Raw genomic sequence first — 26,411 nt, forward strand, 5'->3', positions numbered from 1 at the left:
CTTCCCCGCAGCCCGCCCCCGTGGAGCCCTAGAGCATGAAGTCCGGGACCCCGGCGGGCAGGATGAATCGGAACCGGGCGCCGGCGCCCGGGGCTCGGTCGACGCGGATCGAGCCGCCGTGGGCTTCCACGATGCCCTTGACGATGTAGAGGCCCAGGCCGGTGCCGCCGCGCTTGGAGCCGCGCCAGAAGCGGGTGAAGACGCGGGGCACCGACTCCTCGGGGATCCCGCCGCCTTCGTCGCTCACGGTGACCGCTGTGCCCTCCACGATGCGGGGTGGAGTGCCGTCGCGCTCCCAGAGGGGCGCCTCGACGACCTCCTTGGCCGGTGCCACCTCGATGGTGACAGTTCCGTCACCGTGCCGCACCGCGTTTTCCAGCAGGTTGGCGAGCACCTGGTCGACCTTGTCCGGGTCGGCCCACAGGACGGTCAGCGGCTCGCTGATCCGGATGTCGAAGCGGTCCTCGGGGATGCCGGTGGCGACCTTGCGCTCGACGTGCCGGCGCACCGCCGCGGCCAGGTCGACCACCTGCTTGCGCAGCTCCAGCCGGCCGGAGTCGATCCGGGAGATGTCCAGCAGTTCGGCGATCAGCCGGGTGACCCGGTCGGCGTCGGCGTCGACGGTCTCCAGCATCAGCCGCTTCTGCCCGTCGGTGAACCGCTCCCACTTGGCCAGCAGCGTCGCCGTGAAGCCCTTGACGCTGGTCAGCGGGGAGCGCAGCTCGTGCGCCACGGTGGCGATCAGCTCGGCGTGGCTGCGCTCGGTGCGGCGCCTGGCCTCGGTGCCGCGCAGGGCGATCACCAGGCGCTCCAGCGGCCCGCCCGGCGCGCTGCGCACGTACCGGGCGGAGACCAGCACCTCGCGCCCCCCGGGCAGCAGCAGGTTGCGCTCCGGCTGGCGGGTGCGGATGGCCAGGCCGCCGTACGGGTCGGTCAGCTGCCACCAGCGGCGGCCGTCCAGGTCCTCCAGCGGGAGGACGTCCTCCAGCTCACTGCCGAGCGCGGCCTGCGGGAGCACGCCGGTGAGCCGGGCCGCGACCCGGTTGAAGCAGACCACCCGGCCCAGCGCGTCGGCGACCACCAGGCCGTCCGGCAGGTCGTCCGGGTCGAGCTCGGGCCCGCTGCCGACCATGGGTTGCCTCCCCGATTACCCACCGTGCCGTTCCCCCCACAGAGGCAGACCCTAGCGCCTCCCGAGCCCGTGCAGTAGGGCTTGCAAGGGGGTGATCCGGACGCGCCCCCGGGGTGCGTCAGGCGTTCGAACGGCAGCCGCCGGGCGAACGCTGGGCGCGGGCCGAGGCGTACAGGCAGACGGCCGCCGCGGTGGCCAGGTTGAGGCTCTCGGCGTGGCCGTGGATCGGGACGCGCACGACCTCGTCGGTGAGCGCGCGGGTCTCCTCCGGAAGCCCCCACGCCTCGTTGCCGAACACCCATGCGCCGGGCGCGCCCAGGGTGCCCTCGTCCAGCTCCCGGTCCAGGTCGCGCTCCCCGGCGCCGTCCGCGGCGAGCACCCGGACGCCGGCCTCGCGCAGCCTGCCGACGGCTTCCTCGACCGGCACGCCGACCGCCACCGGCAGGTGGAACAGGCTGCCCACGGAGGCCCGGACGGCCTTCGGGTTGTAGAGGTCCACCGAGGCGTCGGTGAGCACCACGGCGTCCGCGCCGGCCGCGTCGGCGGTGCGCAGCACGGTGCCGGCGTTCCCGGGGTCGCGCACGTGGGCGAGGATCGCGACCAGCTGGGGGCGGCCCTGGAGCACCTCGTCGAACGGGGTGTCGATGAAGCGGCAGAGCGCCACGATGCCCTGCGGGGTCACCGTGTCGCAGATCCCGGCGATCACCTCGTCGGTGGCGGTCAGCACCGGCAGCCCCTCGGCCAGGGCGGCCTCGACGATGCCGGCGTGCCGCTCGGCGGCCTCCACGGTCGTGTAGACCTCGACCACGGCGTGCTCACCGGTGCCCGGCAGCCTGCCGAAGGCGATGGCCTCCCGGACGGCCTGCGGGCCCTCGGCCAGGAAGCGGCGCTCCTTGGTGCGCTGGTTGCGCTTGGCCAGCCGGCGGGCGGCCACGACGCGCGGCGAGCGCAGGGAGGTCAGCAGGGGGGTGTCGGTGCTGGGCATGGTCTCGTTCTCCGGAGGCGCTGAAGGAGGGGGCAAAGCAGGACCGGACCCGCAGGCGAACCTGCGGGTCCGGTCAGAGCTCAACCGATCTCGGAAGATCAGGCGGCGTCGGCGGCGGCCTTCGGGGCGTTCACGTCGGCCGGCAGCGCCTTCTGGGCGACCTCGACCAGGGAGGCGAACGCACCCGGGTCGTTGACGGCCAGGTCGGCCAGCATCTTGCGGTCGATCTCGACGCTGGCGGCCTTCAGGCCCTGCACGAAGCGGTTGTAGGTGATGCCGTTGGCACGGGCCGCAGCGTTGATGCGCTGGATCCACAGCTGACGGAAGTCGCCCTTGCGCTTCTTGCGGTCGTTGAAGTTGTAGACCAGCGAGTGGGTGACCTGCTCCTTGGCCTTGCGGTACAGGCGCGAACGCTGGCCACGGTAGCCGCTGGCGCGCTCCAGGATGACCCGGCGCTTCTTGTGGGCGTTGACTGCCCGCTTGACGCGTGCCACTTGATTACTCCTTGGGTTGGACCACGGACTACTTCACGCGGTCCGTCATTCGAATGGGTCGGGAAGGATCAGCTGCCCCGCTCGCGGCTCGCGCCGGGCGGGAGGGCGATCACTTGCCGAGAAGCTTCTTGATCTTCTTGGCGTCAGCGGGGGCCATCTCGACGGTCCCGGCCAGCTTGCGGGTCAGCGTCGAGGGCTTGTGCTCCAGGAGGTGGCGGCGGCCGGCGCGCTCGCGCAGCACCTTGCCAGAGCCACTGATCTTGAAGCGCTTGCTGGCGCCACTGTGCGTCTTCTGCTTCGGCATTTCGCCGTATCTCCTCGTCGGTCCCGTTCACGCCCGCGCGGCGGTCGCCACGCGGGCGTGAACTGGATGGATCTGCGGTGACCGGGCGGGACGCCCCGTCACCCTGTGGGCCGGTCTCCCGGGCCCTCCTGGCCGGTGAAGGCTCAGGCGCCCTGGGAGGCGGCCGGCTCCTCGACCGGAGCGTCGGCCTCGACGGCCGGCGCCTCGGCCGGGGCGTCCTGCGCCTCGGTCACGGCATCCTCGGTCACGGCGTCCTCGACCTCGGCCTCCGCAGGGGCGTCGGAGCCGGCGGTGCGGCCCTGACGCTCGGCCTTGCGGGCGTCCGCGAGGGCGCGGGCCTCGGCCATCGCCTCGGTCTTCTTCTTGTGCGGGCCAAGGACCATGATCATGTTACGGCCGTCCTGCTTGGGCGAGGACTCGACGAAGCCCAGGTCCTGGACGTCGTCGGCGAGCCGCTGAAGCAGACGGAAGCCCAGCTCGGGGCGGGACTGCTCACGACCGCGGAACATGATCGTGATCTTGACCTTGTCGCCCTGCTTGAGGAACCGGACGACGTGACCCTTCTTGGTGTCATAGTCGTGCGGGTCGATCTTCGGCCGGAGCTTCATCTCCTTGATGACCGTGTGCGCCTGGTTCTTGCGCGCCTCACGGGCCTTCATGGCCGACTCGTACTTGAACTTGCCGTAGTCCATGAGCTTGCACACCGGCGGCCGGGCGGTCGCCGCGACCTCGACCAGGTCGAGGTCGTACTCCTGCGCGAGCTCCAGCGCCTTGGCAAGCGGCACGATGCCGACCTGCTCGCCGCTGGGACCGACGAGTCGCACCTCGGGGACGCGAATCCGGTCGTTGATGCGGGGCTCGGTGCTGATGGGGCCTCCTCGGTTGCACCTTCTGCGATGCGGCCGTCGGACGGCGGTCGCACGTAGTGGACTCGACCACTGGGCGGGGCTTCATTCGTGCTGCGCTGTCCGGTACGTACACCGCCACACGAAAAAAGCCCCGCTCGGTACAAGCGGGGCTCCACACAACCGGGGGCTGCGCCCGGTGAGGGGCGCTGCGGCGACTCGGCACCAGGGGCGCCCGTCGTGGACCGGGACCCGTCGACCCGAAGGCCGATCAGGTGGGAGACTTTCGCGGTTGCCCTCTCGGGCCTCCTCAGTGGAGCCTCCACTTGCTGGCCGAGTGCCCATACGGGATCCCGGCCGGTCAGTCTCGAAGCTTACAGCGTCGGGAGGTCGAACGCTATTCCGCCCCGGCGCACTGCCCCGTCCGCGTCCCCCGGGGCCCTTGTACGCTCCACGTGTACCCACACGGCACGAAGGAACGAGCCCCCCTTGAGCAGCGAGCCCACCCAGACCCCCGGCGCGGACGACGCGATCGGCTTCGACGACCTCACCCGCGACATCGCCGAGGTCCCGGCCGTCGAGGTGATCACCACCGTCGCGGTGCACCTGATGAGCGCCGCCGCCGTCAAGTGCGGTCTCGCCGAGGGCGGCGAGAAGGACAAGGACCTGGACGAGGCCCGCAAGCTGATCACCGCGCTCGCCGGGCTCGTCACCGCCGGCGCCCCGGAGATCAGCAACTTCCACGCCGCGCCGCTGCGGGACGGGCTGCGCTCGCTGCAGCTCGCCTTCCGCGAGGCGTCCGTCGTCCCGGACGCCCCGGGCGCCGGACCGGGCGAGAAGTTCACCGGGCCGGTCTACTCCTGAGCCTCGGTTCCTCCTCGCGCGAGGAGGAACGGAGAAGGCCACCGACTCCCGCGAGCCGGTGGCCTTCTCCGTTCCCTACCTCCTGTGGAGCGGCTCCCCCGGCAGCTCCGCGCTCGCCGGCAGCACCGCGAGGTCCAGCCCCCGGTCCAGCCGCACCCGCAGCACCGGGTCGGCGGCCACCGCCTGCCCGACCCGCTGCGCGGCCGCCTGCAGCCCGGCCTGGTCCAGCGCCGGGTCGAACACCACCGCGAGCACCCCGTCCGAGCCCTCCGAGGCCGCCAGCAGCCCGCTGACCACCTGCGGCTCGGCCGCCAGCAGCGCACGGACCGCCTCGCGCACCTCCGGGTCGCGGACCGGCGGCAGGAACGGGCGGTTCTCCGCGAGCGCCCGCAGCCGGGCGCCGCTCAGCTGGAACGCCACCGGCCCGGCCGGGTCGATCAGCAGGGTGTCGGCACGCTCCGAGTAGGCGACCATCGCGGCCTGCGGGGCCGCCGTCGGCGCCGGGCGGGCGTCGGCGCGCCAGCGGGTGAGCGCCTCGAGCGACGTGAAGGCCGGCAGCGCGCGGCGCCCGTCCGGGGCCTCCAGCACCGGGACGGCCATGTCGCTGGTCTTCTCGTGCCGGTGCCCGTCCGGGCTCACCTCGACCTCGCCGAGGATCGCGACGATCGGGACCATCAGCCGGGTGGGGGGCAGTGCCGCCAGCACCTCCGGCTCGGCCGCGCGGTCCTGGGACCAGCGGGCGAGGGCCTCGGCGAGCGCCGGGTCGGCGGTGCCGTCGTCGTCGGAGAAGCCGGGGTTCGGGATGCTCTTGCCGACGAACGCCGGGTTGGAGAAGTCTTTGCGGTCCACCCGCCCGACCCTATGCCACCGCGCGCGGACGGCCCCATTTCCCTGCACGCGGCCCCTACCCACCGGTAGCGCGCTGTGGCACCCTGCGCCCATGGTGATCCTCGACGCGCCCGCGACCGCACCCGCCCCGGTGTCCGACCGCCTCCGGTACGACCGCGCCACCGCCCACCTGGACGGTCCGGTGGCCGTCGTGGACCTCGCCGCGTTCGACGCGAACGCCGCCGACCTGGTCCGCCGGGCCGGCGGCAAGCCGATCCGGCTGGCCAGCAAGTCGATCCGCTGCCGGGCCCTGCTGGACCGGGCGCTGGCCGTGGACGGCTTCCTCGGCGTGATGAGCTTCACCCTGGACGAGTCGCTCTGGCTGGCCCGCACCGGCGTCCGCGACGTCCTGCTCGCCTACCCCAGCGCCGACCGGGCCGGCTTCGCCGAGCTGACCGCCGACCCGGAGGCCGCCCGCGAGATCACCGTCGTGCTGGACGACCCGGCCCAGCTGGACCTGATCGACGAGGCCCGCGGCGGCGACGCCGAGGTGCGGGTCTGCCTGGAGCTGGACACCTCCCTGCAGCTGCTCGGCGGCCGGGTCCGGGTCGGCGCCCGCCGCTCGCCGTTGCGCACCCCCGAGGACCTCGGCGCCTTCGCCGAGCTCGTCCAGCGCCGCCGGGGCTTCCGGGTGGTCGGCCTGATGGCGTACGAGGGGCACGTCGCCGGGGTGGGAGACCGGGTGCCCGGGCGGCCGGTGCGCTCCGGGCTGATCCGGTTGATGCAGGCCAAGGCCAGGACGGAGCTGGCCGAGCGGCGCGCGGCGGCGGTCCGGCGGCTGCGGCGGGTGGCCGACCTGGAGTTCGTCAACGGCGGCGGCACCGGCAGCGTGGAGTCCACCGTGGCCGAGCGCGCCGTCACCGAGGTGGCGGCCGGCTCCGGGCTGTACCAGCCGCAGCTCTTCGACAACTACCGCGCCTTCCGGGGCCGCCCGGCCGCGCTGTTCGGCCAGCCGGTGGTGCGCCGCCCCGGCCTCGGCGTGGTGACCGTCCTCGGCGGCGGCTACCCGGCCTCCGGCGCGGCCGGCCCGGACCGCTCCCCGGTGCCGTACCTGCCGGCCGGGCTTCGCTACGACCCGATGGAGGGCGCCGGGGAGGTGCAGACCCCGCTGCTCGGCTCGGCGGCGGACGACCTGCTGATCGGCGACCGGGTCTGGTTCCGGCACGCCAAGGCGGGCGAGCTGTGCGAACGCTTCGCCGAGCTGCACCTGGTCGAGGGCGACCGGATCGTACGGACCGTGCCGACGTACCGGGGCGAGGGAAAGACGTTCCTCTGACGCCTTGTCCGCCTTTGCCCTACCGTGGTGCCGACACTGCGGTACGACAAGGGAGCAGCATGGACGCCGAGCTCACCGACATTGCCACGAGGGGCGCGACCGCCCTGGCCGGCCTCATGGTCACCTCGGCCTGGGACCGGGTCAAACCGCGCGTTGCCGCGATGTTCGGCCGCAGGGCGGAGTCGATCTCCGAAGAACTGGACGAGACTCAGGCCGAGTTGGCCGCAGCTCCGGACAACGGCCGCGAGTCCGCCCTCCAGAGCGCCGAGGGCGAGTGGCAGCCGAAGCTGCGCCGACTGCTGGCCAACGACCCGGCCATGGCCGTCGAACTCCGTTCCATCCTCGACGAGTTCGCGCCCAAGGCGACCGAGCAGGCGCCCATCGTGTACCACAACGAGCTCAAGGACATGACGGTCCACGGCACCGTCCTCCAGGTCGGCCACGGCAAGGTCGTCCAGGCCGACACGATCAACGGCAACCTGAACCTCTGACCTTTCCGGAGCCTTAACGGGGCCCGATGGAACGGCTAACCACAGCCGTCCGTCGGGCCTTTTCGCTGCTCGGGGGCCTACAGTCCGTCAACAAGCGCAGCACGCGCGGCTATTGCCTTCTGGTCCAGACCAATCCTACGCTTCGGCCCAGGGGTCGCGCGCCGGGCCGGCGGCTCCCGAACGGGCAGGCGTGCCCGGTCCCCCACACACGCCCGGAACGACGGTCGAGGAGTCCCCACCCCATGTCCATCAAGCGAACCGCCCTGTCCGTCGGCGTGATCGGCGCCGCGGTCGTCGCGGTGGCCGGTGCCACCGCCGGTACCGCCAGCGCCCACGGCACGATGACCAACCCCGTGAGCCGCGTCGCCGCCTGCTACGCCGAGGGCCCCGAGCACCCGGTGTCCCAGGTCTGCAAGGACCTCGTCGCCGCCGGCGGCACCCAGCCGCTGTACGACTGGAACGAGGTCAACATCGCCAACGCCAACGGCAACTCCCAGGCGCTGATCCCGGACGGCAAGCTCTGCTCGGCTAACCGGGACAAGTACGCGGCGCTGGACTGGCCGCGCACCGACTGGCCGGCTACCGCGGTGAAGGCCGGTGCCTTCACCTTCCAGTTCCGCACCACCGCGCCGCACGTCGGCACCCAGACCGTCTACATCACCAAGCCGAGCTACGACCCCACCAAGCCGCTGAAGTGGTCGGACCTCGACTCGACCCCGGTCGCCCAGGTGCAGGTCGACCGCAACGCCGTCAACGGCTCCTACACCTACTCCGGCACCCTGCCGCAGCGCACCGGCCGTCAGGTCCTCTACACGGTGTGGCAGCGCAGCGACAGCCCGGAGGCCTTCTACTCCTGCTCCGACGTCGACTTCGGCGCCTCCACCACCGCCGTGTCGGCGCTCGCCGCCCAGGCTCCGGCCGCGCCCAGCGACGCCCAGATCGCGGCCGACGCCTCCAAGTCGACGGTCGCCCACCACGGCCACGGCGGGGACCCGGACTCCCCGGCCGGCCGGGTGATCCCGACCGCCTCCGCGGCCGTGGGCGGCACCTCGGCCACCGGTCCGCTGCTGCTCGCCGGCGCCGCCGCGATCGGCGTCGGCTGGGCCGGCATGGTGCTCCGGCGCCGTCGCGTCGAGGCTGTTCGACGCGAATCCTGACGCCGGGCACGGGACCGGGCCGGCCACTCCCCCGTCCGGCCCGGTCCCGTGACACCACCCCGCGCGACGACGAACGGCGGCCCACCCGGTTTCCCTCCGGGTGGGCCGCCGCCGTGTGGTGTGAGGAGCGCGGGGCTCAGGTGGTGGTGCCGCCGGCGCCGGGCCCGCCGGAGCCGGTCCCGGGCAGGCCGGGGATGGCCGGGAGCTTGCCCTTGTAGGTGGTGATGCCCTGGACGATGGTGTCCATCACCGCGACGTCCGGCGACTTGTCGGCGATGTCGAAGCCGAAGTGCACCGAGACCAGCGCCTTCCCGTCGGCGGACGGGAAGACCACGGTCTGCACGTAGCCGCTGTTGCCCTTGGCCGCGTCCGCCTTCCAGCGGACCAGGTAGCCGTCCTGGCCGTTGACCTTCACGGCCTCGGACTTGAGCTCCTGGTGCCCGGTGAGGTCACCGTACGAGTCCTTGGCCGCCGAGGCGATGTCGGCCTTGGCCGCCGCCTGGACGTCGGTGCCGCCGCCGGTGATCCGGCCGGTGGTCGCACCGCCGAGGGAGCACTCGCTCTTGCCGTCCACGCAGGTGTACGAGCCGACGGTGAGCATGGCGTAGCCCTTGTCGGTGGTGCCGGCCTGCCAGCCGTCCGGGACCGGCAGGACGATCCGGTTGACCACGTCGATCGCCTGGTCGGTGCTCGGGCGGGTCCGGCCGCCGCCGTTGCCGCCCCCGTTGCCGCCCTTGCCGCCCTTGCCGTCCCCGCTCCCGCCGTCGCCGGGGTCGCCGAAGCCCGGGATGCCGCCCCACGGGCCGGAGCCGTCCTGCGGCGCCGGGCGGGCGCTGCGCCGGGCGCGGTCCCCGTGGCCGTCCATCGCGAGGTAGGTGATCCCCGAGCCCGCGCCGAGGCCGAGCAGGGCGGCGAGGGTGGTCGCGACCACCAGCTTGGAGGGCTTGCGCCGGGGCTTGCGCGGCGGCCCGGCGGGCGAGCCGTAGGCGGTGCCGAAGGGCGGCGGCTCCGGGTAGCGGACGGTCGGGCCGCTGTCCAGCACCTCGCCCTCCAGCACCCGGGGACGGCCGGCCGTCCCCTGCTGCGGGGCCGCGGCGCCCGTCGGCTCCGCGGCCGGGGAGTCCGCAGTGCCCGCCTGCGGGGAGTCCGGAGTGCCCGCCGGGGCGCCCGGCGTCGGGGCGTCCGAGGGCGCGGGCCGGGTGTCGGCCGTCCAGCCCCTGCCGTCCCACCACCGCTGCGGCCTCGGGTCGCCGGAGGTGTCCTTCGGGTCCGGGTACCACCCGGCGGGAATCTGCTCGCTCACGGTAGAGAAATCTAAAGGCAGCCGGATAAGCGCGAAATCAGCGCAGCCGGGAATTCCGGCGGTTTTCGATGAGATTCCGGTGAGAACCCCGGCCGCGCCGCCCGCGGCGACTACAGCGGGGTCACGTACGCCCCGGAGATGCCGCCGTCCACCAGGAACTCGCTCGCCGTGATGAACGAGGAGTCGTCACTGGCCAGGAAGGCCACCGCGGCGGCGATCTCCTCGGCCCGGGCGAACCGGCCGAGCGGGATGTGCACCAGCCGGCGGGCGGCCCGCTCCGGGTCCGCGGCGAACAGCTCACGCAGCAGCGGGGTGTCCACCGGCCCGGGCGAGAGCGCGTTGACCCGGATGCCCTCCCGGGCGAACTGCACGCCCAACTCGCGGGACATCGCCAGCACCCCGCCCTTGGAGGCGGTGTAGGAGATCTGCGAGGTGGCCGCGCCCATCCGGGCCACGAAGCTGGCGGTGTTGATGATCGAGCCCCGCCCGTGCCGGCGCATGTACGGCAGCGCGGCCTTGCAGCACAGGTAGACGGAGGTCAGGTTGACCTCCTGGACCTTCCGCCAGGCGTCCAGTCCGGTGGTCAGGATCGAGTCGTCCTCGGGCGGCGAGATGCCCGCGTTGTTGAAGGCGACGTCCACGCTGCCGTAGGTCTCGTACGCCTCGTCGAACAACGCCTCGACCATGTACGGGTCGGTGACGTCGGTGTGCACGAACAGCCCGCCGACCCGCTTCGCGGCGGCCCGCCCGGTCTCCTCGTCGAGGTCGGCGCAGACCACCTTCGCGCCCTCCGAGGCGAGCCGCCGGGCGGCGGCCAGGCCGATCCCGCTGCCCGCGCCGGTGACCACGGCGGTGCGGCCGACCAGCCGGCGGCAGACGACGTCGTCCCGCGCGGCGTGCTTCTCGCTCATCGGGCTGTCACTCCTCGCTGTGGATGAAGACGTTCTTGGTCTCGGTGAAGTGGCGCAGCGCGTCCGGTCCGAGCTCGCGGCCCACCCCCGACTCGCCGTAGCCGCCGAAGGGTGTCCAGAAGCGCACCGAGGAGTGCGAGTTGACCGACAGGTTGCCCGCCCGTACGCCCCGGGCCAGGCGCAGCGCCCGGCCGACGTCCCGGGTCCAGATCGAGCCGGACAGCCCGTAGCGGGTGGCGTTGGCCAGCCGCAGCGCGTCGGCCTCGTCGGTGAACGGCAGGACGGCGGCGACCGGGCCGAAGATCTCCTCGGTGACGGCCGGGACCTCCGGGTCCCCGGGGGCGATCACCGTCGGCGGGTACCAGTAGCCGGGCCCGTCCGGGACCTTTCCGCGGGCCAGCACCGGCAGGTCGGGGGTGACGTAGGAGGACACCCGGCGGACCTGGGCGGCCGAGATCAGCGGGCCGAGCTGGGCCTGCGGGTCGGCCGGGTCGCCGGTGCGCAGGGTCTCGACGGCGGGCAGCAGCAGGGCGAGGAAGTCCTCGTACACCTCGCGCTGGACCAGGATCCGGCTGCGGGCGCAGCAGTCCTGGCCGCTGTTGTCGGCGAAGGACATCGGGTCGGCGGCGCGGGCCAGGTCGGCGTCGGCGAAGACGATGTTGGGGCTCTTGCCGCCGAGTTCCAGGGTGACCCGCTTGGCGTGGGCGGCGCAGCGGGCGGCGACCTCCTTGCCGACGACGGTCGAGCCGGTGAAGACGATCTTGCGGACGGCCGGGTGGTCCACCAGGGCCCGGCCGGTGGTGGCGCCCGCGCCGGGGACGGTCTGGAACAGGCCCTCGGGCAGGCCGGCCGCGAGGGCGAGTTCGGCCAGCCGCAGGGCGGTCAGCGGGGTGGCCTCGGCGGGCTTGAGCAGGACGGCGTTGCCGGCCGCCAGGGCGGGGGCGAAGCCCCAGGCGGCGATCGGCATCGGGAAGTTCCACGGTGCGATCACCCCGACCACACCCACCGGCTCGTGGAAGGTCACGTCCAGGCCGCCGGGGACGGGGATCTGCCGGCCGGTCAGCCGCTCCACTCCCCCCGCCGCGTACTCCAGGAGGTCCCGGACGTTGCCGGCCTCCCAGTGGGCGTTGGCCAGGAGGTGGCCGGCCTGCGCCACCTCCAGGGCGGCCAGTTCGGGGACGTGCACGTCGACCTGGTCGGCGAACCGGCGCAGCAGCCGGGCGCGTTCGCCGGGGGCCAGCGCGGCCCAGCCGGCCTGGGCCCTCACCGCGCGCCGGACGGCCGCGTCCAGCTGCCCGGGGGTGGTGTCGGGGACGGTGGCGAGCACCTCGCCGGTGGCGGGGTTGCGGACGCTGCTGCTGCTTTCGGCGTCCGCGTCCACGTCCGCGTTCACGTTCGCGTTCACGTTCGCGTCCGGCTCGGTCACGGGTCACATCCGTTCGAAGGATCGGTAGCGCTCCCAGTCGGTGACCGCCCCGTCGTAGGCGGCCTGCTCGACCCGGGCCATGTTCAGGTAGTGGTCGACCACGTCGTCACCGAAGGCCTCCCGGGCCAGGGCGCTCTGCGCCCACAGGTCCGCCGCCTCGCGCAGCGATGCGGGCACCCGGGCGTACTCCTCGACCGCGTAGGCGTTGCCGAGGCAGGGTGCGGGCAGTTCCAGCTTGCGCTGCAGCCCGTGCAGGCCGGCCGCGATCATCCCGGCCACCGCGAGGTACGGGTTGACGTCGCCGCCCGGCACCCGGTTCTCCATCCGCAGGCCGGGGCCGTGGCCGACCACCCGGTAGGCGCAGGTGCGGTTGTCCCGGCCCCAGGCGACGGCGGTCGGGGCGAAGGAGCCCGGGCGGTAGCGCTTGTAGGAGTTGATGTTCGGCGCGTACAGCAGGCCGAACTCGCGCAGCGCGACCAGCTGGCCGGCCAGGAAGTGCCGCATGGTGTCGGTCATCCGGCCGTCCCGGTCGGCGAAGGCGGGGGCGCCGACGGCGTCGCGCAGCGAGAGGTGGATGTGACAGCTGTTGCCCTCGCGCTCGTCGTACTTGGCCATGAAGGTGAGCGCGCAACCGAGTTGGGCGGCGATCTCCTTCGCGCCGGTCTTGTAGACGCTGTGCTGGTCGCAGGTGGTGAGGGCGTCGGCGTAGCGGAAGGCGATCTCGTGCTGGCCGAGGTTGCACTCGCCCTTGGCGGACTCCACCACCAGGCCGGCGCCGGCCATCTCGGTGCGGATCCGGGACAGCAGCGGCTCGACCCGGGCGGTGCCGAGCATCGAGTAGTCCACGTTGTAGAGGTTCGCCGGGGTCAGGCCGCGGTAGCCGCCCTGCCAGGCCTGCTCGTAGGTGTCGCGGAAGACCAGGAACTCCAGCTCGGTGCCGATGTCGGCGGCCAGGCCGTGCTCGGCGAGCCGGGCGATCTGGCGGCGCAGCAGCTGGCGCGGGGCGGCGTCCACCGGGTGGCCGCCGTGCCGGGCGAGGTCGGCGGTGACCTGGGCGGTGCCGGGCTGCCAGGGGGTCAGCCGCAGGGTGCCGAGGTCGGGGCGCATCGCGAAGTCGCCGTAGCCGGTGGCCCAGGAGGAGAAGGCGTAACCGTCCACGGTGTTCAGGTCGACGTCGACGGCCAGCAGGTAGTCGCAGGCCTCGGCGCCGTGCTCGGCGACCTCGTCGAGGAAGAACCGGGCGGCGAAGCGCTTGCCCTGGAGACGGCCCTGCATGTCGGTGAAGGCGAGCGCGACGGTGTGCACCTCGCCGGCGTCCACCAGGGTGCGCAGGCCGTCCAGGGTCAGCGGCGGCCGGGACGGCGCGCCGGCGGCGGCCCGTGCGGACAGTTCGGGCGTGTCGGGCATGGCCGAGCCCTCCTCCTCGATCACTCTTCGAGATCAAGCGGTCACAGCGAACCGTACGGCCTGCGGCTCGCGGGGCGGAAGAGGGCGGGCGGGTGTCGGGAGGGGACGGGCGGGGGTCCGGCCGGGAACCGACGCGACACCGGCCGCCCGTGGCGCGCCGACACGCGTGGCTGACGGTGGATCAGCCACTTCGGGGGGAGAATGCGCGCCATGGATCGCAGGCCTTTGATCGGCGTCAGCACCTACCTGGTGGACGCGAGTTGGAGCGATTGGCGGGGCCGCCGGGTGGCCCTGCTGCCCGAGCGGTACACCGCGCAGGTCCGGGACTCCGGCGGGATCGCGGTCCTGCTGCCGCCGGACGCCCCGGAGCGCGCGCCGGAGGTGCTGGCCCGGCTGGACGGCCTGGTGATCGCCGGCGGGCCGGACATCGACCCGGCCTACTACGGGGAGCCGGCCCACCCGGCGACGGAGGTGGACTCGCCGGAGCGGGACGCCTGGGAGGTCGCGCTGCTGCGGTCGGCACTGGCGGCGGGGATGCCCCTGCTGGCGGTCTGCCGGGGGATGCAGATCCTGAACGTGGTGTGCGGCGGGACGCTGGTGCAGCACCTGCCGGACGTGGTGCCGGTGGACGTGCACGGCGGGACGCCCGGGCGCTACGGCTCGCACCCGGTGCGCCCGGTGCCGGGGACGCTGCTGGGCGGGCTGCTGCCGGAGAGCGAGTTGGAGGTGCCGACCTTCCACCACCAGGCCGTCGACCGGGTGGGGTCGGGTCTACGGGTGAGCGCCCACGCGCCGGACGGGACGGTGGAGGCGGTGGAGGGGCCGGGGTTCACGCTCGGGGTGCAGTGGCACCCGGAGCAGGGGGACGACCTGCGGCTGATGCGGGCCCTGGTCAGGGCCGCCACCGCGGCGGTCCTCGACACACTGATGCTGGGGTAGCACAACTGGGCGCGGGGGAAGGGGATTTCGGCTGTTCGACGGGGTGCGGAACGCACCGGGTGCGCCCCAGGGAACGGCAACGACAACGGTCACCAGTACAGCCTTTGGATCTTTGTCGATTCTGCGGTTCACTTCGGTTGCGGGGCGGTCGCAACGCACCCCTCTTCCCACCCGTGCGCCCAGAGAGGACTTCCATGGCCGGGCAGGAGCATTCGCACGATGATCATGCGCATGACCACAGGCACTCGCATGCGCACGGTTCAGGCGGGCACGCGCACGGCTCTGGTGGGCACGCGCACGGCTCAGGCGGCCACGGCGGCCACGGCGGCCACTCGCACGGCGTCTCCGCCGACGCGGACCGACGCTGGCTGCTCGGCGCCCTCACCCTGATCGTCGTCTTCATGGCCGGCGAGGTCGCGGTCGGCTTCGCCGCCCAGTCCCTGGCGCTGATCTCGGACGCCGCGCACATGCTCACCGACGCCGCCTCGATCGCGCTCGCGCTGGTCGCCATGCGGCTCGCCGCCCGCCCGGCCCGGGGCGGCTACACCTACGGCCTCAAGCGCGCCGAGATCCTCTCCGCGCAGGCCAACGGCGTCACCCTGCTGGTGCTGTCGGCCTGGCTGGGCTACGAGGCGATCACCCGGCTGTTCGAACCGCCGGAGGTCACCGGCTCGCTGGTGCTGGTCACCGCGCTGGTCGGGATCGTGGTCAACCTCGCGGCCGCCTGGTGCATGTCCAAGGCCAACCGCAGTTCGCTGAACGTCGAGGGCGCCTTCCAGCACGTGCTGACCGACCTGTACGCGTTCATCGCCACCGCCGTCGCCGGCGCCGTCGTCCTGACCACCGGCTTCGCCCGGGCCGACGCCATCGCCTCGCTGATCGTCGTCGCACTGATGCTCAAGGCCGGCACCGCGCTGGTCCGCGACTCCGGGCGGATCTTCCTGGAGGCCGCCCCGGCCGGGATCGACCCGGACACGGTGGCCGACCGGATGGTCACCGAGCCGCTCGTCGAGGAGATCCACGACCTGCACATCTGGGAGATCACCTCCGGCCAGCCCGCCCTGTCCGCACACATCCTGGTCACCCCCGGCGGCGACTGCCACGCGGTGCGGCGTTCCCTGCAGCGCAGGCTCGCGGACGAGTACGGCATCACCCACTCCACCCTCCAGGTCGACCACGTCGGCGAGGACGAGGCGGGCGCGCTGCTGCAGATCGCCACCCCGTCCGACGCCGCCACCGAACACTGCGCCGACGCCCACGGCCCGGTCCACCGCGCCGGCCCGCACGAGCACTGAGAACCGTCCGCCCGTCATCCCCGTACGGCATGATTCGACACGTGACCGCACCGCGACTGATGCTGCTCGACTCCGCCAGCCTCTACTTCCGGGCCTACTTCGGCGTACCGGACACCCTGCGCTCGCCGCAGGGTGAGCCGGTCAACGCCGTCCGCGGCCTGCTGGACTTCATCGCCCGGCTGGTCCACGACCACCGGCCCGACCAGTTGGTGGCCTGCATGGACGCCGACTGGCGCCCGCAGTGGCGGGTGGACCTCGTCCCCTCCTACAAGACCCACCGGGTCGCCGAGGCGGCCGAGGACGGCGAGGAGGAGGTGCCCGACACCCTGGCCCCGCAGGTCCCGGTGATCGAGCAGGTGCTGGACGCCCTCGGCATCGCCCGCGTCGGCTCCCCCGGCTACGAGGCGGACGACGTCATCGGCACCCTCACCGCCCGCGCCACCGGGCCCGTGCAGATCGTCACCGGCGACCGCGACCTCTTCCAACTGGTGGACGACGCCCGCGGGATCACCGTGCTCTACCCGGTCAGGGGCATGGGCAACCTCCAGGTCACCGACGACGCGGTGCTGCTGGAGAAGTACGGCGTGCGCGGCGCCCAGTACGCCGACATGGCCGCCCTGCGCGGAGACCCGTCGGACGGCCTGCCCGGCGTCAAGGGCATCGGCGAGAAGACCGCCGCCCAGCTGATCAACGAGTACGGCGACCTCGCGGCCATCCGCGCCGCCGCCCTCGACGTCGCCTCCAAACTCACCCCCGCCCGCCGCCGCAACATCGTCGACGGCGCTGCCTACCTCGACGTCGCCCCCAAGGTCGTCCGCGTCGCCGACGACGCCCCACTGCCGGCCTTCGACCCGGCGCTCCCCCGCGAACCCCTCTACCCCATGACCCTCGAGGAACTCTCCGCCCGCTGGGGCCTCGGCACCTCCCTCGACCGCCTCCTCGAGGCCCTCGCCACCCGCTGAGGCCACACTCGCGACGGGGCCCGCACGTTCGACGCGAACGTGCGGACCTCAGCGATGGAGAGAGCTCTCCCACCGAGGACACGAGTCCCCATCACTCGGGCACAGCGCCCCGGCTGGGCCCTACCGCTACGGCTCGATGCCCGGTCGGCAGGTGCCTGCGCCAGGCGAAGTTCGCGGTCTCACACCGGCTCTCATCCACTGACACGGCTGATTTACCTCGGCCGAAACGACGTCCTGTTCCGTTTCCACTTCGGCACGTCCGAACGGGCAACGGAACTCCCTACGGGGTCCGGATCCTCGGAACCCTACGGCCGCTCGACCTACATCGGCTGCGCCCCTGCCAGTGGAAGGGGGAAAGGGGCCGCGAAGCCTTCGTCCGTTCAGGAGAGCGGCTGGGCCTCCTTCCTGAGCAGACGAACGACAGATCGCAGGCAATCTTGCGGAGACCAGCGGCCTCGCTCGACCCGAGCGAGGCCGCAAAGCCCTGTCGCCAAGGCCGACCACTCAGGCAGCGGCGCCGTACTGGCTCGTCAGCCTCTGGACTTCGGCGTCCTTGAAGGCCAGCACCTCCTCCACGATCCCGCTCTTCGACAGCTCCGCCACAGGCACGCAGAGGTCCATGCGCTGGATGCAGACGCCCACCATGTACTCCCCCTGCTCGGTGAGGTAGAGGCGGATGCCGTAGTAACCCTCTTCGCAGTCCGTGCCGTTGTTGAACCGGCACGACGCACACGTGTCCGGGAGCCGCACGGGCAGCAGCCGCTTCACGTACACCGCCCGGCTGCCGAGCGCGCGGTAGAGGGTGCGCTCGTCGGAGGTCCCGGCGGTGAACGTCCGGAGCACGGGTTCCGCACCGACCCGGGCCAGTACCTCGGAGATCGCCGCGACCGACTCCGGCCCGTCCTGGATGCTGGTGAGCATCCGCACGTCCGCGAACTGGCCGTAGGACTCCACCAGGTTGACGACCCGGCCGACGTGGGCCGTTCCGGGAACGACGATGTTCACGGAGACCTTCACGCCATGGGAGACAGCGGCACGGATGGTCTGCTCCGCCGCGCGGATCTTCGCCTCGGCCAGACCCGCCGACCTGAAGCGCTCGGACTGAACGGCCTGGAGTTCTTCGGCGGTCGTGCCGAAGACCGACACGTTGACCCGGTTGAGGCCGGCCGCCGAACACTCCGGCATGACCTGGCGGCCGCGATCCCCGTTGCTGGTCATCCCGACGCTCAGCCCCAGACCGGAGAGCGCCGCGACCAGCGCGGGCACCTCCGTGTGGAGCGTGGGCTCCCCTCCCGTGAGGTGGACCTCGTCGGCGTCGAACGCCCTCGCCACGGTCCGCACCGCCCGCCGGAAGGCCATGTTCGGGACCATCCTGGCGGCGAGGAAGCCGACTCCGTTCGTCTCGCTGTAGATCGACACGCGCCCGGTCCGGCCCGGGCCCACGACGAAGGGCAGATGGGTGCGGCCCTGATTGTCGGCGGTGACCGGCGTTCCCTCGTTGTGGCAGAACGTACAGGCCAATCCGCAGTCGTCGATCACCTTGATGCGGATGGTCCTGTCCCGGACGATCCTGACCGCAGGACGCTGGGTAGCTGACAAGGCTTTTCTCCTGTCACTCGAACGTGAGCCGGGGGATCGACTCGATGTCGATCCCGTACCGGCGGTAGACCTTGGTCGTGTTCTCGCTCGTCAGTTCCTCGAGAGGGAGCTTGAGCGCGAGGGCCGTCGCGTGGACGTGTTCGGCGCTGTCGCCCTCGATCTCCAGGTAGGGGGGAATCAGCGGCCAGTAGTCGATCTCGACGGCCGCACCGGCCAGCCTCCAAGAGGACCGGCGGTTCTCCTGGTACGCCTTCGGCTGATAGCCGAGCTTGCCGAGGAGCGTGTTCATCGCGTCGAAGTCGCCGACGGTCGTCTCCGTTTCGGTCACACCGTCGATCGCGTCGGAGTGGATCTCCTTGACGCACAGGGTGACGTCGGTGCCCGTGTCACGCAGCCGGACCCACGCACCCGGCCGGCCGGGGATGTCGTAGACGTAGCGGCGCTGGAACCGGTCGACCAGGTGCTCGGCCCCGGCCTCGGCGAGGAGCACGCGCATGGCCTCCGGCTCGATGCCGAGGACCTTCGCCTCGAACTCAATTGCGGTCACGGAAAGTTGCCTTCCTCGATGCGGTACGAGCATGCGAGCGCACGGTATCGGCGACGGTGCGAGCCACCTCATCAGGCGTGCGCCCGGTGCCGTCGACCCTCAGCAGCCCGAACGCCCGGTACACGCGGGAGCTTTCGGCCACGTTCGGTTCCTCCCGCCGGTGCCAGGAGCTCAGCGTTCCCAGCTCGGCCCGCCGACGAAGTCGCTCCTGGCGGACGCATTCATCCACCTCCAGCAGAATCGGCACGTGTGGGACGAGGGCCCCGTCCGGATACCGCGGCAGGCAGTCGTGCCCCATCGCCCGGTGCGTGGCGATCGTGCGCGGGAAGTAGGACTCGACCACCACCGTCCGACCGGACTCGACAAGCGCTCGAGCGGTCTCGGATTTGATGTGGTTGGCCATCATCCACCAGTGGAACCGCGCTAACAGGATGCCGGCGGCGTCCACCTCAGCACGCATGCGGGGGAACGTCGGCAATGTCCCGTCGATGAGGTGAACCCCGTTGACCAAGGCGGCGACCAGCGGAGCGACAGTGCTCTTCCCGCTCGCGCTGAGACCGTCGATGGTGATGAAGAACCCTCGGGCCACGCCCATGTGAAATTCCGTCTCCTCGTTCGGGCTTGTCATCGTGGCCCCCAGGTCCACGGGGCCGGGTGGGCTCCGCGCAGGCACTTGACCCGGTGGGCGACTTCCTGACGGGTGTTGGCGTCCAGGTGGGCGCGGCGCACCGTGTCCATCACCGCGGTGAGGACGACGATGTCGCGTACGACCTGGTAGCCGGACCAGGCGCCGATGTAGGGGTGCTGCGGGAGCCGGTCCTCGCGCTCGCACGAGAGGTAGGTGTCGGCGTAGGTCCGGTGGTCCTGACGCGGGCCGATGAGCAGTTCGGAGCGCCAGCGGGCGGCGACCAGGTCCCATTCCCGGTGGCCGCGCCGGAGCGGGCGGCGCAGCAGGAGTCCCACGTGGACGCCGTCGTCGTGACAGGGGACCATGCCGAGGATACCGAGGATGACGGTGTCCGGTGTCGGCCAGTCGAGGTAGTCCCACTCCTCGCGCAGCTGGGCGGTGTGCTCGCGCAGGAACCGGCGGGCGGACTCGTTCAGCGGAGCGTCGTCCAGGCCGTCCAACAGGCCGGCGAACGGGTCGTGTTCTCTGAGCCAAGGGGCCGTCCCGGGGTCGATCCGATGGGTGAGGGCGGTCACCCATCCGGACAGGGACGTGTCGGTACTCGGTGGCCCTGGGTCCTGCCAGAAGGTCACGGCCCGGCCTACGGCGGTCGCGCGGACGTCCGTGTACCAGGGAGAGGTGACGGCAATCTGGTGCTGTCGCAGGAACTGCGCGCTCTTGATCAGGGCCCAGGCCTCGTCCGGGTCGGGGTGCACGATGGCGAGCGCACGGGAGTCGGGCAGCGACCACAGGTGGTTCGGGCTGTCGCTGACCAGCTCGGCCTTCGCGACGTCGTCTCCGGTGAGGACGCAGGCCTGCGTCAGGGCCTCGAAGGAGGCCGCGACGTCCAATCTGCGGGCCGGGGTGGCGGTCTTGAGCAACGTTCTGGTGCGCGGTCCGACGCTCACGGCGCAGTCCTCTGGTACGAAGTGGTGGATGGACGGGAAGGGAGGGCGGTCCGATACGGCCACAACCCCATGGGGCCGTACCGGACCGCAGGCGCGATGACTACGCCGGTATCCGGTCCAATGCGGGACTCTCAGCGCCCGGGCACGGCTCCTCAGTCCGCCGGCCGATCCGTCGGCCTTTCTGCTCGACCACGGCGACCACCGGCCCTGCCGGGTAAGGCAGTTCGATCTCGGCCCAGATCTCCTTGCCCCCTTCAGCAAGGTTCTCGACGCCGAACCGGGACGCGACCCCCATGACCAGCCTCAGACCGCGGCCGCAGGTCGCCTCGGTGCTCGGCGGGCGGTATTCGGGCCCGCCACCACCCGGGTCCGCCACGGACACGCGCAGCACGCCCAGGGCGCACGCCAGGGAGGCGGTCAGCTTCACGCCCGGCTGGTCGCCGCCGCAGCCGTGCAGGATGGCGTTGGCGCCGAGCTCAGACAGCACGAGCTCCACATCCTCCAACAGACTGCTTTGCTGCTGATCGTTCAGGTCGAGGTCGAGCTTCGGCACCACCGTCCTCGCCCAGCGACGGATGGCACCGATCTGCGCCAGCTCGGCGGGAAAGGCGGTGGTACAGGGACGTCGAAGATGGGACGTGGACGTCAGCGAACTCCGGGGTTAGGAACCCTAAGCGGCCATCGGCCAGTGGGCATGGGACCCGTGTGACTGGAAGCTGCCTCCAAGGAGGAGCCGACGGATAGTCAACTACCGTTCTCTTTTGGGTGGATCGGCCAGGAGGCATGGCTGTTTTCAGGACATGGCTCAGAAATATGGCGAGTATGGTCGGACACGTTCGGCACACCCCCCGGGGGCGGCGAGGATGACCATGCGCGACGACGTGGAGACGATCGGCCCGCTGCTTCGGAGACTGCGGAAAGCCACCGGCCGTACGCAGGAGGAGTTGGCCGGCGATCTGTCGAAACGCCGGAATCACCCGATCGAACAGGGAACGGTGTCCCGCTGGGAGACCGAGAAGGCCCTGCCCGACCCAACGTCCCAGCAGCTTCTCGCTGCTGAGTTCGACGTGCCGGTGGAGGAACTGCGCAGGGCCGCTATCGCGGCCCGACGGATCAGGCGGCAAGACAAGCAGACGGCGAAGGAGCCGGACGTGAATCGGCGACAGTTCATGGCAGCGGGAACCGGGATCGCGGTGATACCAGCGATCGACTACCTCGGCTCGGGGCGGAGGCTCGGCGCGGACGTGCCCCGACAGTTGCGCGCGCGAACCGCGCGGCTGCGCCGCCTGGACGACTTCATGGGTGGCGGAGACACCTACGCCATGTACTGCAAGGAGCTGAGGGATACGGTCCGCCTGGTCGACGAAGGCTCCTGCACCGAGAACACCGGGACCGGCCTGCGGAGTGTCAGTGCCGAACAGGCCCAGCTCGCCGGGTGGGCGGCATTCGACGCGGGCCGCTACGGCGAAGCGCGTTCGCACTACCTGACCGCGATGACCGCAGCTCAGACCGCCAAGGACAGCTCGCTGGCGGGAAACTCCTACGCCTTCCTCGCCTACCTGGAGTGGGCCACCGGAGGCGGCTCCGGGATCGAGTTCGCCACGGCGGCCTGCGAGACAGCCGGACGCGACGCCTCACCGGCGGTGCGGGCCCTGCTGTGGGACCGCCTGGCCTGGCAGCACGCCACCAACGGCAACGCCAATGCCACCGAACGCGCTCTCGCTGCTGCCGAAGAAGCCATCCGCGAGGAGGCCGACCGGCCGGAGCCGGACTGGGTGTACTGGATCAACTTGGACGAAATCTCCATCATGACCGGCCGATGCTGGGCCGAGCTCCACCGACCGCTGCGAGCCATCCCCGCCCTGGAGTCAGCGTTGTCCCGCTACGACGACACCATGGCCCGCGACAAGGCCCTCTACCTGTCCTGGCTGGCCTCCGCTTATCTGGACGCGGGAGAGATCGAGCACTCCGCCGCGATCACCGGCAAAATCCTCGACCTCTCCCAAGGGCTCGCCTCGACCCGCCCGGCCGGACGCTCCCACATTCTCCTCCACCGACTTCAACAACACCGCCAGCTCTCGCCAGTCGCTGAACTCCTGGAACGCAGCGTGGCGTCCTAGCCTCCCGCAGGTCGCGTCGCCCGGGTGATCCAGTCCAGATAGAGCTTCGGTCCGGACAGAATCGGCAGCGAGATCGCCTCTGGGCTGTCGTACGGATGCTCCGCAACGACATGCCCCTCCAACTCGGCCACCCGATCCTTCGTTGTACGGAAGGCCACCTGCCACTCGATGCCCTCGCACACCTCGCCAAGGTGTCGGTAGGTCGTGGCGACCGGCCCAGTGACCTGCCCTGAAGCAGCCAAACCGGCTTCGACTGCAGAGCGGGACAGCTTGGCGCCAGCGGCCTCGCTGTCGACGGTGGTGATCATGATCAAAAAGTCAGCCATGCCCGCGACACTACTCGGCACACAGGGGACGCGAGATAGTGCACGCGTCAACTCAGACCTGCCCACGACAGGAACAAACAAGTACATGTTGTCCCGCGATGTCGCCCTGCAGACAGCAGCGCGCTGTCCCCCCTACCGCGGCCGGAAGGTGCCTCTCATCGACACCGTGGACCGACACGCGCCGCCAAATACTTGGCGGCCACCATCTGACCCGCCACCCTGGCGCGGTGCGCCAACCCGCATGGACCACCGAGATGCTCCGCGACTACTTCGCCCCGATGCCTCCCACGTCCTGACGGTCGGCATCACCTCATTCGTTCATCCCGTTGCCGCTTCGGCCCCGCCGAAGCGGCAACGGAAGAATCCTCGCTTCTACCGTCACATGCCTCTGCCCCCGCCGCCGGCGGGGGCAGAGGCGTTTTTCTGCGCAGGAAGTCGGCTGGGCCGACTTCCTGCGCAACGGTGTGGAAGCTCCAGCGGCGAGGCGAAGCCGAAGCCGCACCGGGGTGGGGGGTGGGGGGTGGGGGGTGGGGGGGTGGGGGGGTGGGGGGGTGGGGGGGTGGCGCTTCCCCACCCCCATCTTCATTGTGGAAAAGCGAAGGGGCCCGCACGTTCGGTGTGAACGTGCGGGCCCCTCTTACCGGAAGCCTCAGCCCACCGAGGAGTAGGCGATGATTCCGCGGCGGAGGCCGTCGACGGCCTTGCGGGCGGTCCTGCGGAGTTCGGCGTCCTCGCCGGCGGCGTCCTGGATCTGGCCGAGGACGTCGATCAGCTGCTTGGTCCAGCGGACGAAGTCGCCGGCCGGCATGTCGGCGTCGCGCAGGACCTGGTCGAGGTTGTGGCCGAGCGCCCAGCGGTAGGCGACCCAGGCGAACCCCAGGTCGGGCTCGCGCTGGCCGACGCCCTCGGCGGTGTTGATCCGGTGCTGCTCCTCCAGGGCGTCCAGGTGGCCCCAGATCCGGACCATCTTGCCGAGCGCCTCCTTGGCCGCGCCCTCCGGCACCCGGGGGGCGCCGGCGTCGTCGGACTGGCGGGCCTCGTACACCAGCGCCGAGGCGCAGGCGGCGAGTTCGGCGGCGGCCAGGCCGCTCCAGACGCCCTCGCGGATGCACTCGGAGGCGAGCAGGTCGAGTTCGCCGTAGAGCCGGCCGAGCCGCTTGCCGTCGTCGGTGACGGTGTCCCCGCTGAGGTAGCCGAGGTCGGTGAGCAGCGCGCAGACCCGGTCGAAGGTGCGGGCGATGGTGTGGGTGCGCGAGCGCATCCGGCGTTCCAGCAGTTCGGTGTCGCGGTGCAGCCGGTGGTAGCGCTCGGCCCAGCGGGCGTGGTCCTCGCGGTCGGAGCAGCCGTGGCAGGGGTGCTGGCGCAGTTCGGTGCGCAGCCGGGTGATCTCCGGGTCGTCGGCGGCGGCCGCGCGGCCGCGCCGGAAGCGCTCGGGCTCCAGGTGGCCGGCCTTGGTGCGCAGGGCGGAGGCGAGGTCGCGCCGGGACTGCGGGCTGCGCGGGTTGAAGGACTTGGGGATGCGCAGCCGTTCGATGGCGGCGACCGGGTGCGGGAAGTCGATCATGGCGAGCCGCTTGACCTGCCGCTCGGCGGTGAGCACCACCGGGCGCGGGCCGTCCTGGAAGTCGGGGTGGCGCGGGCCCCCCCGGCCGGAGCGGTTGACCGGCGGCAGGCCCGGGTCGAGGACCAGGGCGAGGCCGGCGAACTTGCCGGTGGGCACGTGGATGACGTCGCCGGGCTTCAGCTGCTCGATGGACTCGACGGCGGCCGCGCGGCGCTGGCTGGTGCCCTCGCGGGCCAGCTCGTTCTCGCGGTCCTTGAGCCGGCGGCGCAGCTCCATGTACTCGTCGAAGTCGCCGAGGTGGCAGGTCATCGACTCGCGGTAGCCCTCCAGCCCCTCCTCGTTGCGCTGCACCTGGCGGGCGATGCCGACCACCGAGCGGTCCGCCTGGAACTGGGCGAAGGACGTCTCCAGCAGCTCGCGCGAGCGGTGCCGTCCGAACTGGGAGACCAGGTTGACGGCCATGTTGTACGAGGGCCGGAACGAGGACTTCAGCGGGTAGGTGCGGGTGCCGGCCAGGCCGGCCAGCGCCTCCGGGTCGAGGCCGCGCTGCCAGAGGACCACGGCGTGGCCCTCGATGTCGATGCCGCGCCGCCCGGCCCGGCCGGTGAGCTGGGTGTACTCGCCGGGGGTGATGTCGGCGTGGGTCTCGCCGTTCCACTTGACCAGCTTCTCCATGACCACCGAGCGGGCGGGCATGTTGATGCCGAGCGCGAGGGTCTCGGTCGCGAAGACGGCCTTGACCAGGCCCTTCACGAAGAGCTCCTCGACGACCTCCTTGAACCGGGGCAGCATCCCGGCGTGGTGGGCGGCGATGCCGCGCTCCAGCCCGTCCAGCCACTCGAAGTAGCCGAGGACGTGCAGGTCCTCGTCGGGGATGTCGGCGCAGCGCTCCTCGACGACGGCCCGGACCTGGGCGCGCTCGGAGTCCTTGTTGAGCCGCAGCCCGGAGCTGAGGCACTGCTGGACGGCGGCCTCGCAGCCGGCCCGGCTGAAGATGAAGGTGATCGCGGGCAGCAGGCCCTCGGCGTCGAGCCGGTCGATGACGTCCACCCGGCCCGGCGTCCAGACCCGGCCGGGACGGCCGTTGGGCATCGAGCGGCCCCGGCCGCGGCCGAAGCGGTCGCGCGGGTTGCGGTCGAGCTCGGAGCGGGCGAGCCGGACCAGCTCGGGGTTGACGGCCTTGCCGGGGTTCTTGAGGTTGTTCTTGGGGCGGCCGTCCCGGTCGGGGTTGGCGAACAAGTCGTACATCCGGTTGCCGGCCATCACGTGCTGCCACAGCGGCACGGGGCGGGTCTCGGAGACGATCACCTTGGTGCCGCCGCGCACGGTGTCCAGCCAGTCGCCGAACTCCTCGGCGTTGGAGACGGTCGCGGAGAGCGAGACGAGGGTGACCGACTCGGGGAGGTGGATGATGACCTCCTCCCAGACGGCGCCGCGGAAGCGGTCGGCGAGGTAGTGCACCTCGTCCATCACGACGTAGCCGAGGCCGTCGAGGGTGCTGGAGCCCGCGTAGAGCATGTTGCGCAGCACCTCGGTGGTCATGACCACCACGGGTGCGTCGCCGTTGACGGAGTTGTCGCCGGTGAGCAGGCCGACCTTGGCGGCGCCGTAGCGCTTGACCAGGTCCCCGTACTTCTGGTTGGAGAGTGCCTTGATCGGCGTGGTGTAGAAGCACTTGCGGCCCGAGGCCAGGGCCAGGTGCACGGCGAACTCGCCGACGATGGTCTTCCCGGAGCCGGTGGGGGCGGCGACCAGGACGCCGGATCCGGCCTCCAGCGTCTCGCAGGCCTCCAGCTGGAAGTCGTCCAGCGGGAAGTCGTACAGCTGCTGGAAGCCGTACAGGGCGGTGGCCTGCTCCTGGGCCCGGCGACGGCTGGCCGCGTACGCCTCGGCGGGGCTGAGCTCCTGGTCGTCCTGGGGCTCTGGATCGGGGGTGTTCATCGCCGTCCGGGTGTGGTTGGTGTGATCTCGCATCTCAGCGAGAGGTTACCCGGGAGGACT

At 71.8% G+C, this 26,411-nt stretch carries 25 protein-coding genes; 8 read left to right on the forward strand and 17 right to left on the reverse strand.

What is annotated here, in order from left to right; translation table 11 throughout:
* Positions 1 to 28 precede the first annotated feature (28 nt).
* From ACZ5OX_RS01090 to infC, 5 genes are all read right to left on the reverse strand, one after another.
* Positions 29 to 1,132, reverse strand: a complete 1,104-nt coding sequence (locus ACZ5OX_RS01090; RefSeq protein ID WP_392874529.1) for a sensor histidine kinase — start codon at positions 1,130 to 1,132, stop codon at positions 29 to 31.
* A 118-nt stretch (positions 1,133 to 1,250) separates the two neighbouring features.
* Complete coding sequence (locus tag ACZ5OX_RS01095; RefSeq protein WP_465627977.1) at positions 1,251 to 2,117, reverse strand: TrmH family RNA methyltransferase; 867 nt, start codon at positions 2,115 to 2,117, stop codon at positions 1,251 to 1,253.
* Between the two features lie 98 nt (positions 2,118 to 2,215).
* Complete coding sequence (rplT, locus tag ACZ5OX_RS01100) at positions 2,216 to 2,611, reverse strand: 50S ribosomal protein L20 (RefSeq protein WP_030055649.1); 396 nt, start codon at positions 2,609 to 2,611, stop codon at positions 2,216 to 2,218.
* 109 nt (positions 2,612 to 2,720) lie between these two features.
* Entirely contained in the window at positions 2,721 to 2,915 is a 195-nt protein-coding gene (gene rpmI, locus ACZ5OX_RS01105) for a 50S ribosomal protein L35 (protein WP_030286227.1), read from the reverse strand.
* 143 nt (positions 2,916 to 3,058) lie between these two features.
* The gene (gene infC / locus ACZ5OX_RS01110) at positions 3,059 to 3,784 is read right to left on the reverse strand and encodes a translation initiation factor IF-3 (protein WP_465628866.1); all 726 of its coding nucleotides are present in this window, start codon (positions 3,782 to 3,784) and stop codon (positions 3,059 to 3,061) included.
* A 465-nt stretch (positions 3,785 to 4,249) separates the two neighbouring features.
* Between infC and ACZ5OX_RS01115 the strand changes: the two genes are divergently transcribed.
* A complete protein-coding gene (locus tag ACZ5OX_RS01115; RefSeq protein WP_465627979.1) occupies positions 4,250 to 4,624 on the forward strand; it encodes a DUF1844 domain-containing protein in 375 nt (124 codons plus the stop codon).
* Positions 4,625 to 4,699: 75 nt separating this feature from the next.
* Here ACZ5OX_RS01115 and ACZ5OX_RS01120 read toward each other — a convergent pair whose 3' ends face one another.
* A complete protein-coding gene (locus tag ACZ5OX_RS01120; protein ID WP_449789547.1) occupies positions 4,700 to 5,473 on the reverse strand; it encodes an SseB family protein in 774 nt (257 codons plus the stop codon).
* 91 nt (positions 5,474 to 5,564) lie between these two features.
* Here ACZ5OX_RS01120 and ACZ5OX_RS01125 point away from each other — a divergent pair, with 91 nt between their 5' ends.
* The 3 genes from ACZ5OX_RS01125 to ACZ5OX_RS01135 all read left to right on the forward strand — a co-directional run bounded on the left by ACZ5OX_RS01125 (position 5,565) and on the right by ACZ5OX_RS01135 (position 8,436).
* On the forward strand, positions 5,565 to 6,788 hold the full coding sequence (locus tag ACZ5OX_RS01125; protein WP_449789548.1) for an amino acid deaminase/aldolase: 1,224 nt from the start codon (positions 5,565 to 5,567) through the stop codon (positions 6,786 to 6,788).
* 59 nt (positions 6,789 to 6,847) lie between these two features.
* Positions 6,848 to 7,279, forward strand: coding sequence for a hypothetical protein (locus ACZ5OX_RS01130; RefSeq protein WP_465627982.1), 432 nt, complete (start codon positions 6,848 to 6,850; stop codon positions 7,277 to 7,279).
* Between the two features lie 242 nt (positions 7,280 to 7,521).
* Positions 7,522 to 8,436 (forward strand): lytic polysaccharide monooxygenase auxiliary activity family 9 protein, encoded by a 915-nt coding sequence (locus tag ACZ5OX_RS01135; RefSeq protein ID WP_465627984.1) that lies wholly within the window; start codon positions 7,522 to 7,524, stop codon positions 8,434 to 8,436.
* A gap of 136 nt (positions 8,437 to 8,572) precedes the next feature.
* On the opposite strand, the gene ACZ5OX_RS01140 is transcribed toward ACZ5OX_RS01135, so the two are convergent.
* From ACZ5OX_RS01140 to ACZ5OX_RS01155, 4 genes are all read right to left on the reverse strand, one after another.
* Positions 8,573 to 9,739, reverse strand: a complete 1,167-nt coding sequence (locus tag ACZ5OX_RS01140) for a DUF2510 domain-containing protein (protein ID WP_465627986.1) — start codon at positions 9,737 to 9,739, stop codon at positions 8,573 to 8,575.
* 110 nt (positions 9,740 to 9,849) lie between these two features.
* Entirely contained in the window at positions 9,850 to 10,650 is an 801-nt protein-coding gene (locus ACZ5OX_RS01145) for a 3-oxoacyl-ACP reductase (RefSeq protein WP_449789552.1), read from the reverse strand.
* Positions 10,651 to 10,657: 7 nt separating this feature from the next.
* Complete coding sequence (locus ACZ5OX_RS01150) at positions 10,658 to 12,031, reverse strand: aldehyde dehydrogenase family protein (protein ID WP_465628867.1); 1,374 nt, start codon at positions 12,029 to 12,031, stop codon at positions 10,658 to 10,660.
* A gap of 48 nt (positions 12,032 to 12,079) precedes the next feature.
* Positions 12,080 to 13,483 carry a glutamine synthetase family protein gene (locus tag ACZ5OX_RS01155; RefSeq protein ID WP_465627988.1) on the reverse strand — a complete coding sequence of 468 codons (1,404 nt, stop codon included), beginning with the start codon at positions 13,481 to 13,483 and terminating at the stop codon, positions 12,080 to 12,082.
* A 210-nt stretch (positions 13,484 to 13,693) separates the two neighbouring features.
* Between ACZ5OX_RS01155 and ACZ5OX_RS01160 the strand changes: the two genes are divergently transcribed.
* From ACZ5OX_RS01160 to ACZ5OX_RS01170, 3 genes are all read left to right on the forward strand, one after another.
* A complete protein-coding gene (locus ACZ5OX_RS01160) occupies positions 13,694 to 14,422 on the forward strand; it encodes a gamma-glutamyl-gamma-aminobutyrate hydrolase family protein (RefSeq protein WP_449789555.1) in 729 nt (242 codons plus the stop codon).
* A 194-nt stretch (positions 14,423 to 14,616) separates the two neighbouring features.
* Complete coding sequence (locus ACZ5OX_RS01165; protein ID WP_465627990.1) at positions 14,617 to 15,717, forward strand: cation diffusion facilitator family transporter; 1,101 nt, start codon at positions 14,617 to 14,619, stop codon at positions 15,715 to 15,717.
* A gap of 29 nt (positions 15,718 to 15,746) precedes the next feature.
* Positions 15,747 to 16,679, forward strand: coding sequence for a 5'-3' exonuclease (locus tag ACZ5OX_RS01170; RefSeq protein ID WP_465627992.1), 933 nt, complete (start codon positions 15,747 to 15,749; stop codon positions 16,677 to 16,679).
* A 504-nt stretch (positions 16,680 to 17,183) separates the two neighbouring features.
* Here ACZ5OX_RS01170 and ACZ5OX_RS01175 read toward each other — a convergent pair.
* The 5 genes from ACZ5OX_RS01175 to ACZ5OX_RS01195 all read right to left on the reverse strand — a co-directional run bounded on the left by ACZ5OX_RS01175 (position 17,184) and on the right by ACZ5OX_RS01195 (position 21,049).
* Positions 17,184 to 18,278, reverse strand: a complete 1,095-nt coding sequence (locus ACZ5OX_RS01175) for a radical SAM protein (protein ID WP_465627994.1) — start codon at positions 18,276 to 18,278, stop codon at positions 17,184 to 17,186.
* Positions 18,279 to 18,291: 13 nt separating this feature from the next.
* Positions 18,292 to 18,825: a class IV adenylate cyclase gene (locus ACZ5OX_RS01180; protein ID WP_465627996.1), complete on the reverse strand. Its 534-nt coding sequence runs from the start codon at positions 18,823 to 18,825 to the stop codon at positions 18,292 to 18,294.
* Positions 18,812 to 19,420 (reverse strand): P-loop nucleotide/nucleoside kinase family protein, encoded by a 609-nt coding sequence (locus ACZ5OX_RS01185; protein WP_465627998.1) that lies wholly within the window; start codon positions 19,418 to 19,420, stop codon positions 18,812 to 18,814. The genes ACZ5OX_RS01180 and ACZ5OX_RS01185 overlap by 14 nt, the downstream gene beginning before the upstream one ends.
* A 29-nt stretch (positions 19,421 to 19,449) precedes the next feature.
* Positions 19,450 to 20,400: a hypothetical protein gene (locus ACZ5OX_RS01190; RefSeq protein WP_465628000.1), complete on the reverse strand. Its 951-nt coding sequence runs from the start codon at positions 20,398 to 20,400 to the stop codon at positions 19,450 to 19,452.
* Positions 20,401 to 20,500: 100 nt separating this feature from the next.
* A complete protein-coding gene (locus tag ACZ5OX_RS01195; RefSeq protein WP_465628868.1) occupies positions 20,501 to 21,049 on the reverse strand; it encodes an ATP-binding protein in 549 nt (182 codons plus the stop codon).
* Between the two features lie 220 nt (positions 21,050 to 21,269).
* Between ACZ5OX_RS01195 and ACZ5OX_RS01200 the strand changes: the two genes are divergently transcribed.
* Positions 21,270 to 22,520, forward strand: a complete 1,251-nt coding sequence (locus tag ACZ5OX_RS01200; RefSeq protein WP_465628002.1) for a helix-turn-helix domain-containing protein — start codon at positions 21,270 to 21,272, stop codon at positions 22,518 to 22,520.
* Here ACZ5OX_RS01200 and cutA read toward each other — a convergent pair.
* Both cutA and ACZ5OX_RS01210 read right to left on the reverse strand, forming a co-directional pair.
* Positions 22,517 to 22,828, reverse strand: a complete 312-nt coding sequence (gene cutA / locus ACZ5OX_RS01205) for a divalent-cation tolerance protein CutA (RefSeq protein WP_465628004.1) — start codon at positions 22,826 to 22,828, stop codon at positions 22,517 to 22,519. The genes ACZ5OX_RS01200 and cutA overlap by 4 nt on opposite strands.
* A 667-nt stretch (positions 22,829 to 23,495) precedes the next feature.
* Entirely contained in the window at positions 23,496 to 26,351 is a 2,856-nt protein-coding gene (locus ACZ5OX_RS01210) for a DEAD/DEAH box helicase (RefSeq protein WP_465628869.1), read from the reverse strand.
* Positions 26,352 to 26,411: the final 60 nt, after the last annotated feature.

It is taken from the genome of Kitasatospora sp. NPDC032121 (assembly GCF_055580145.1).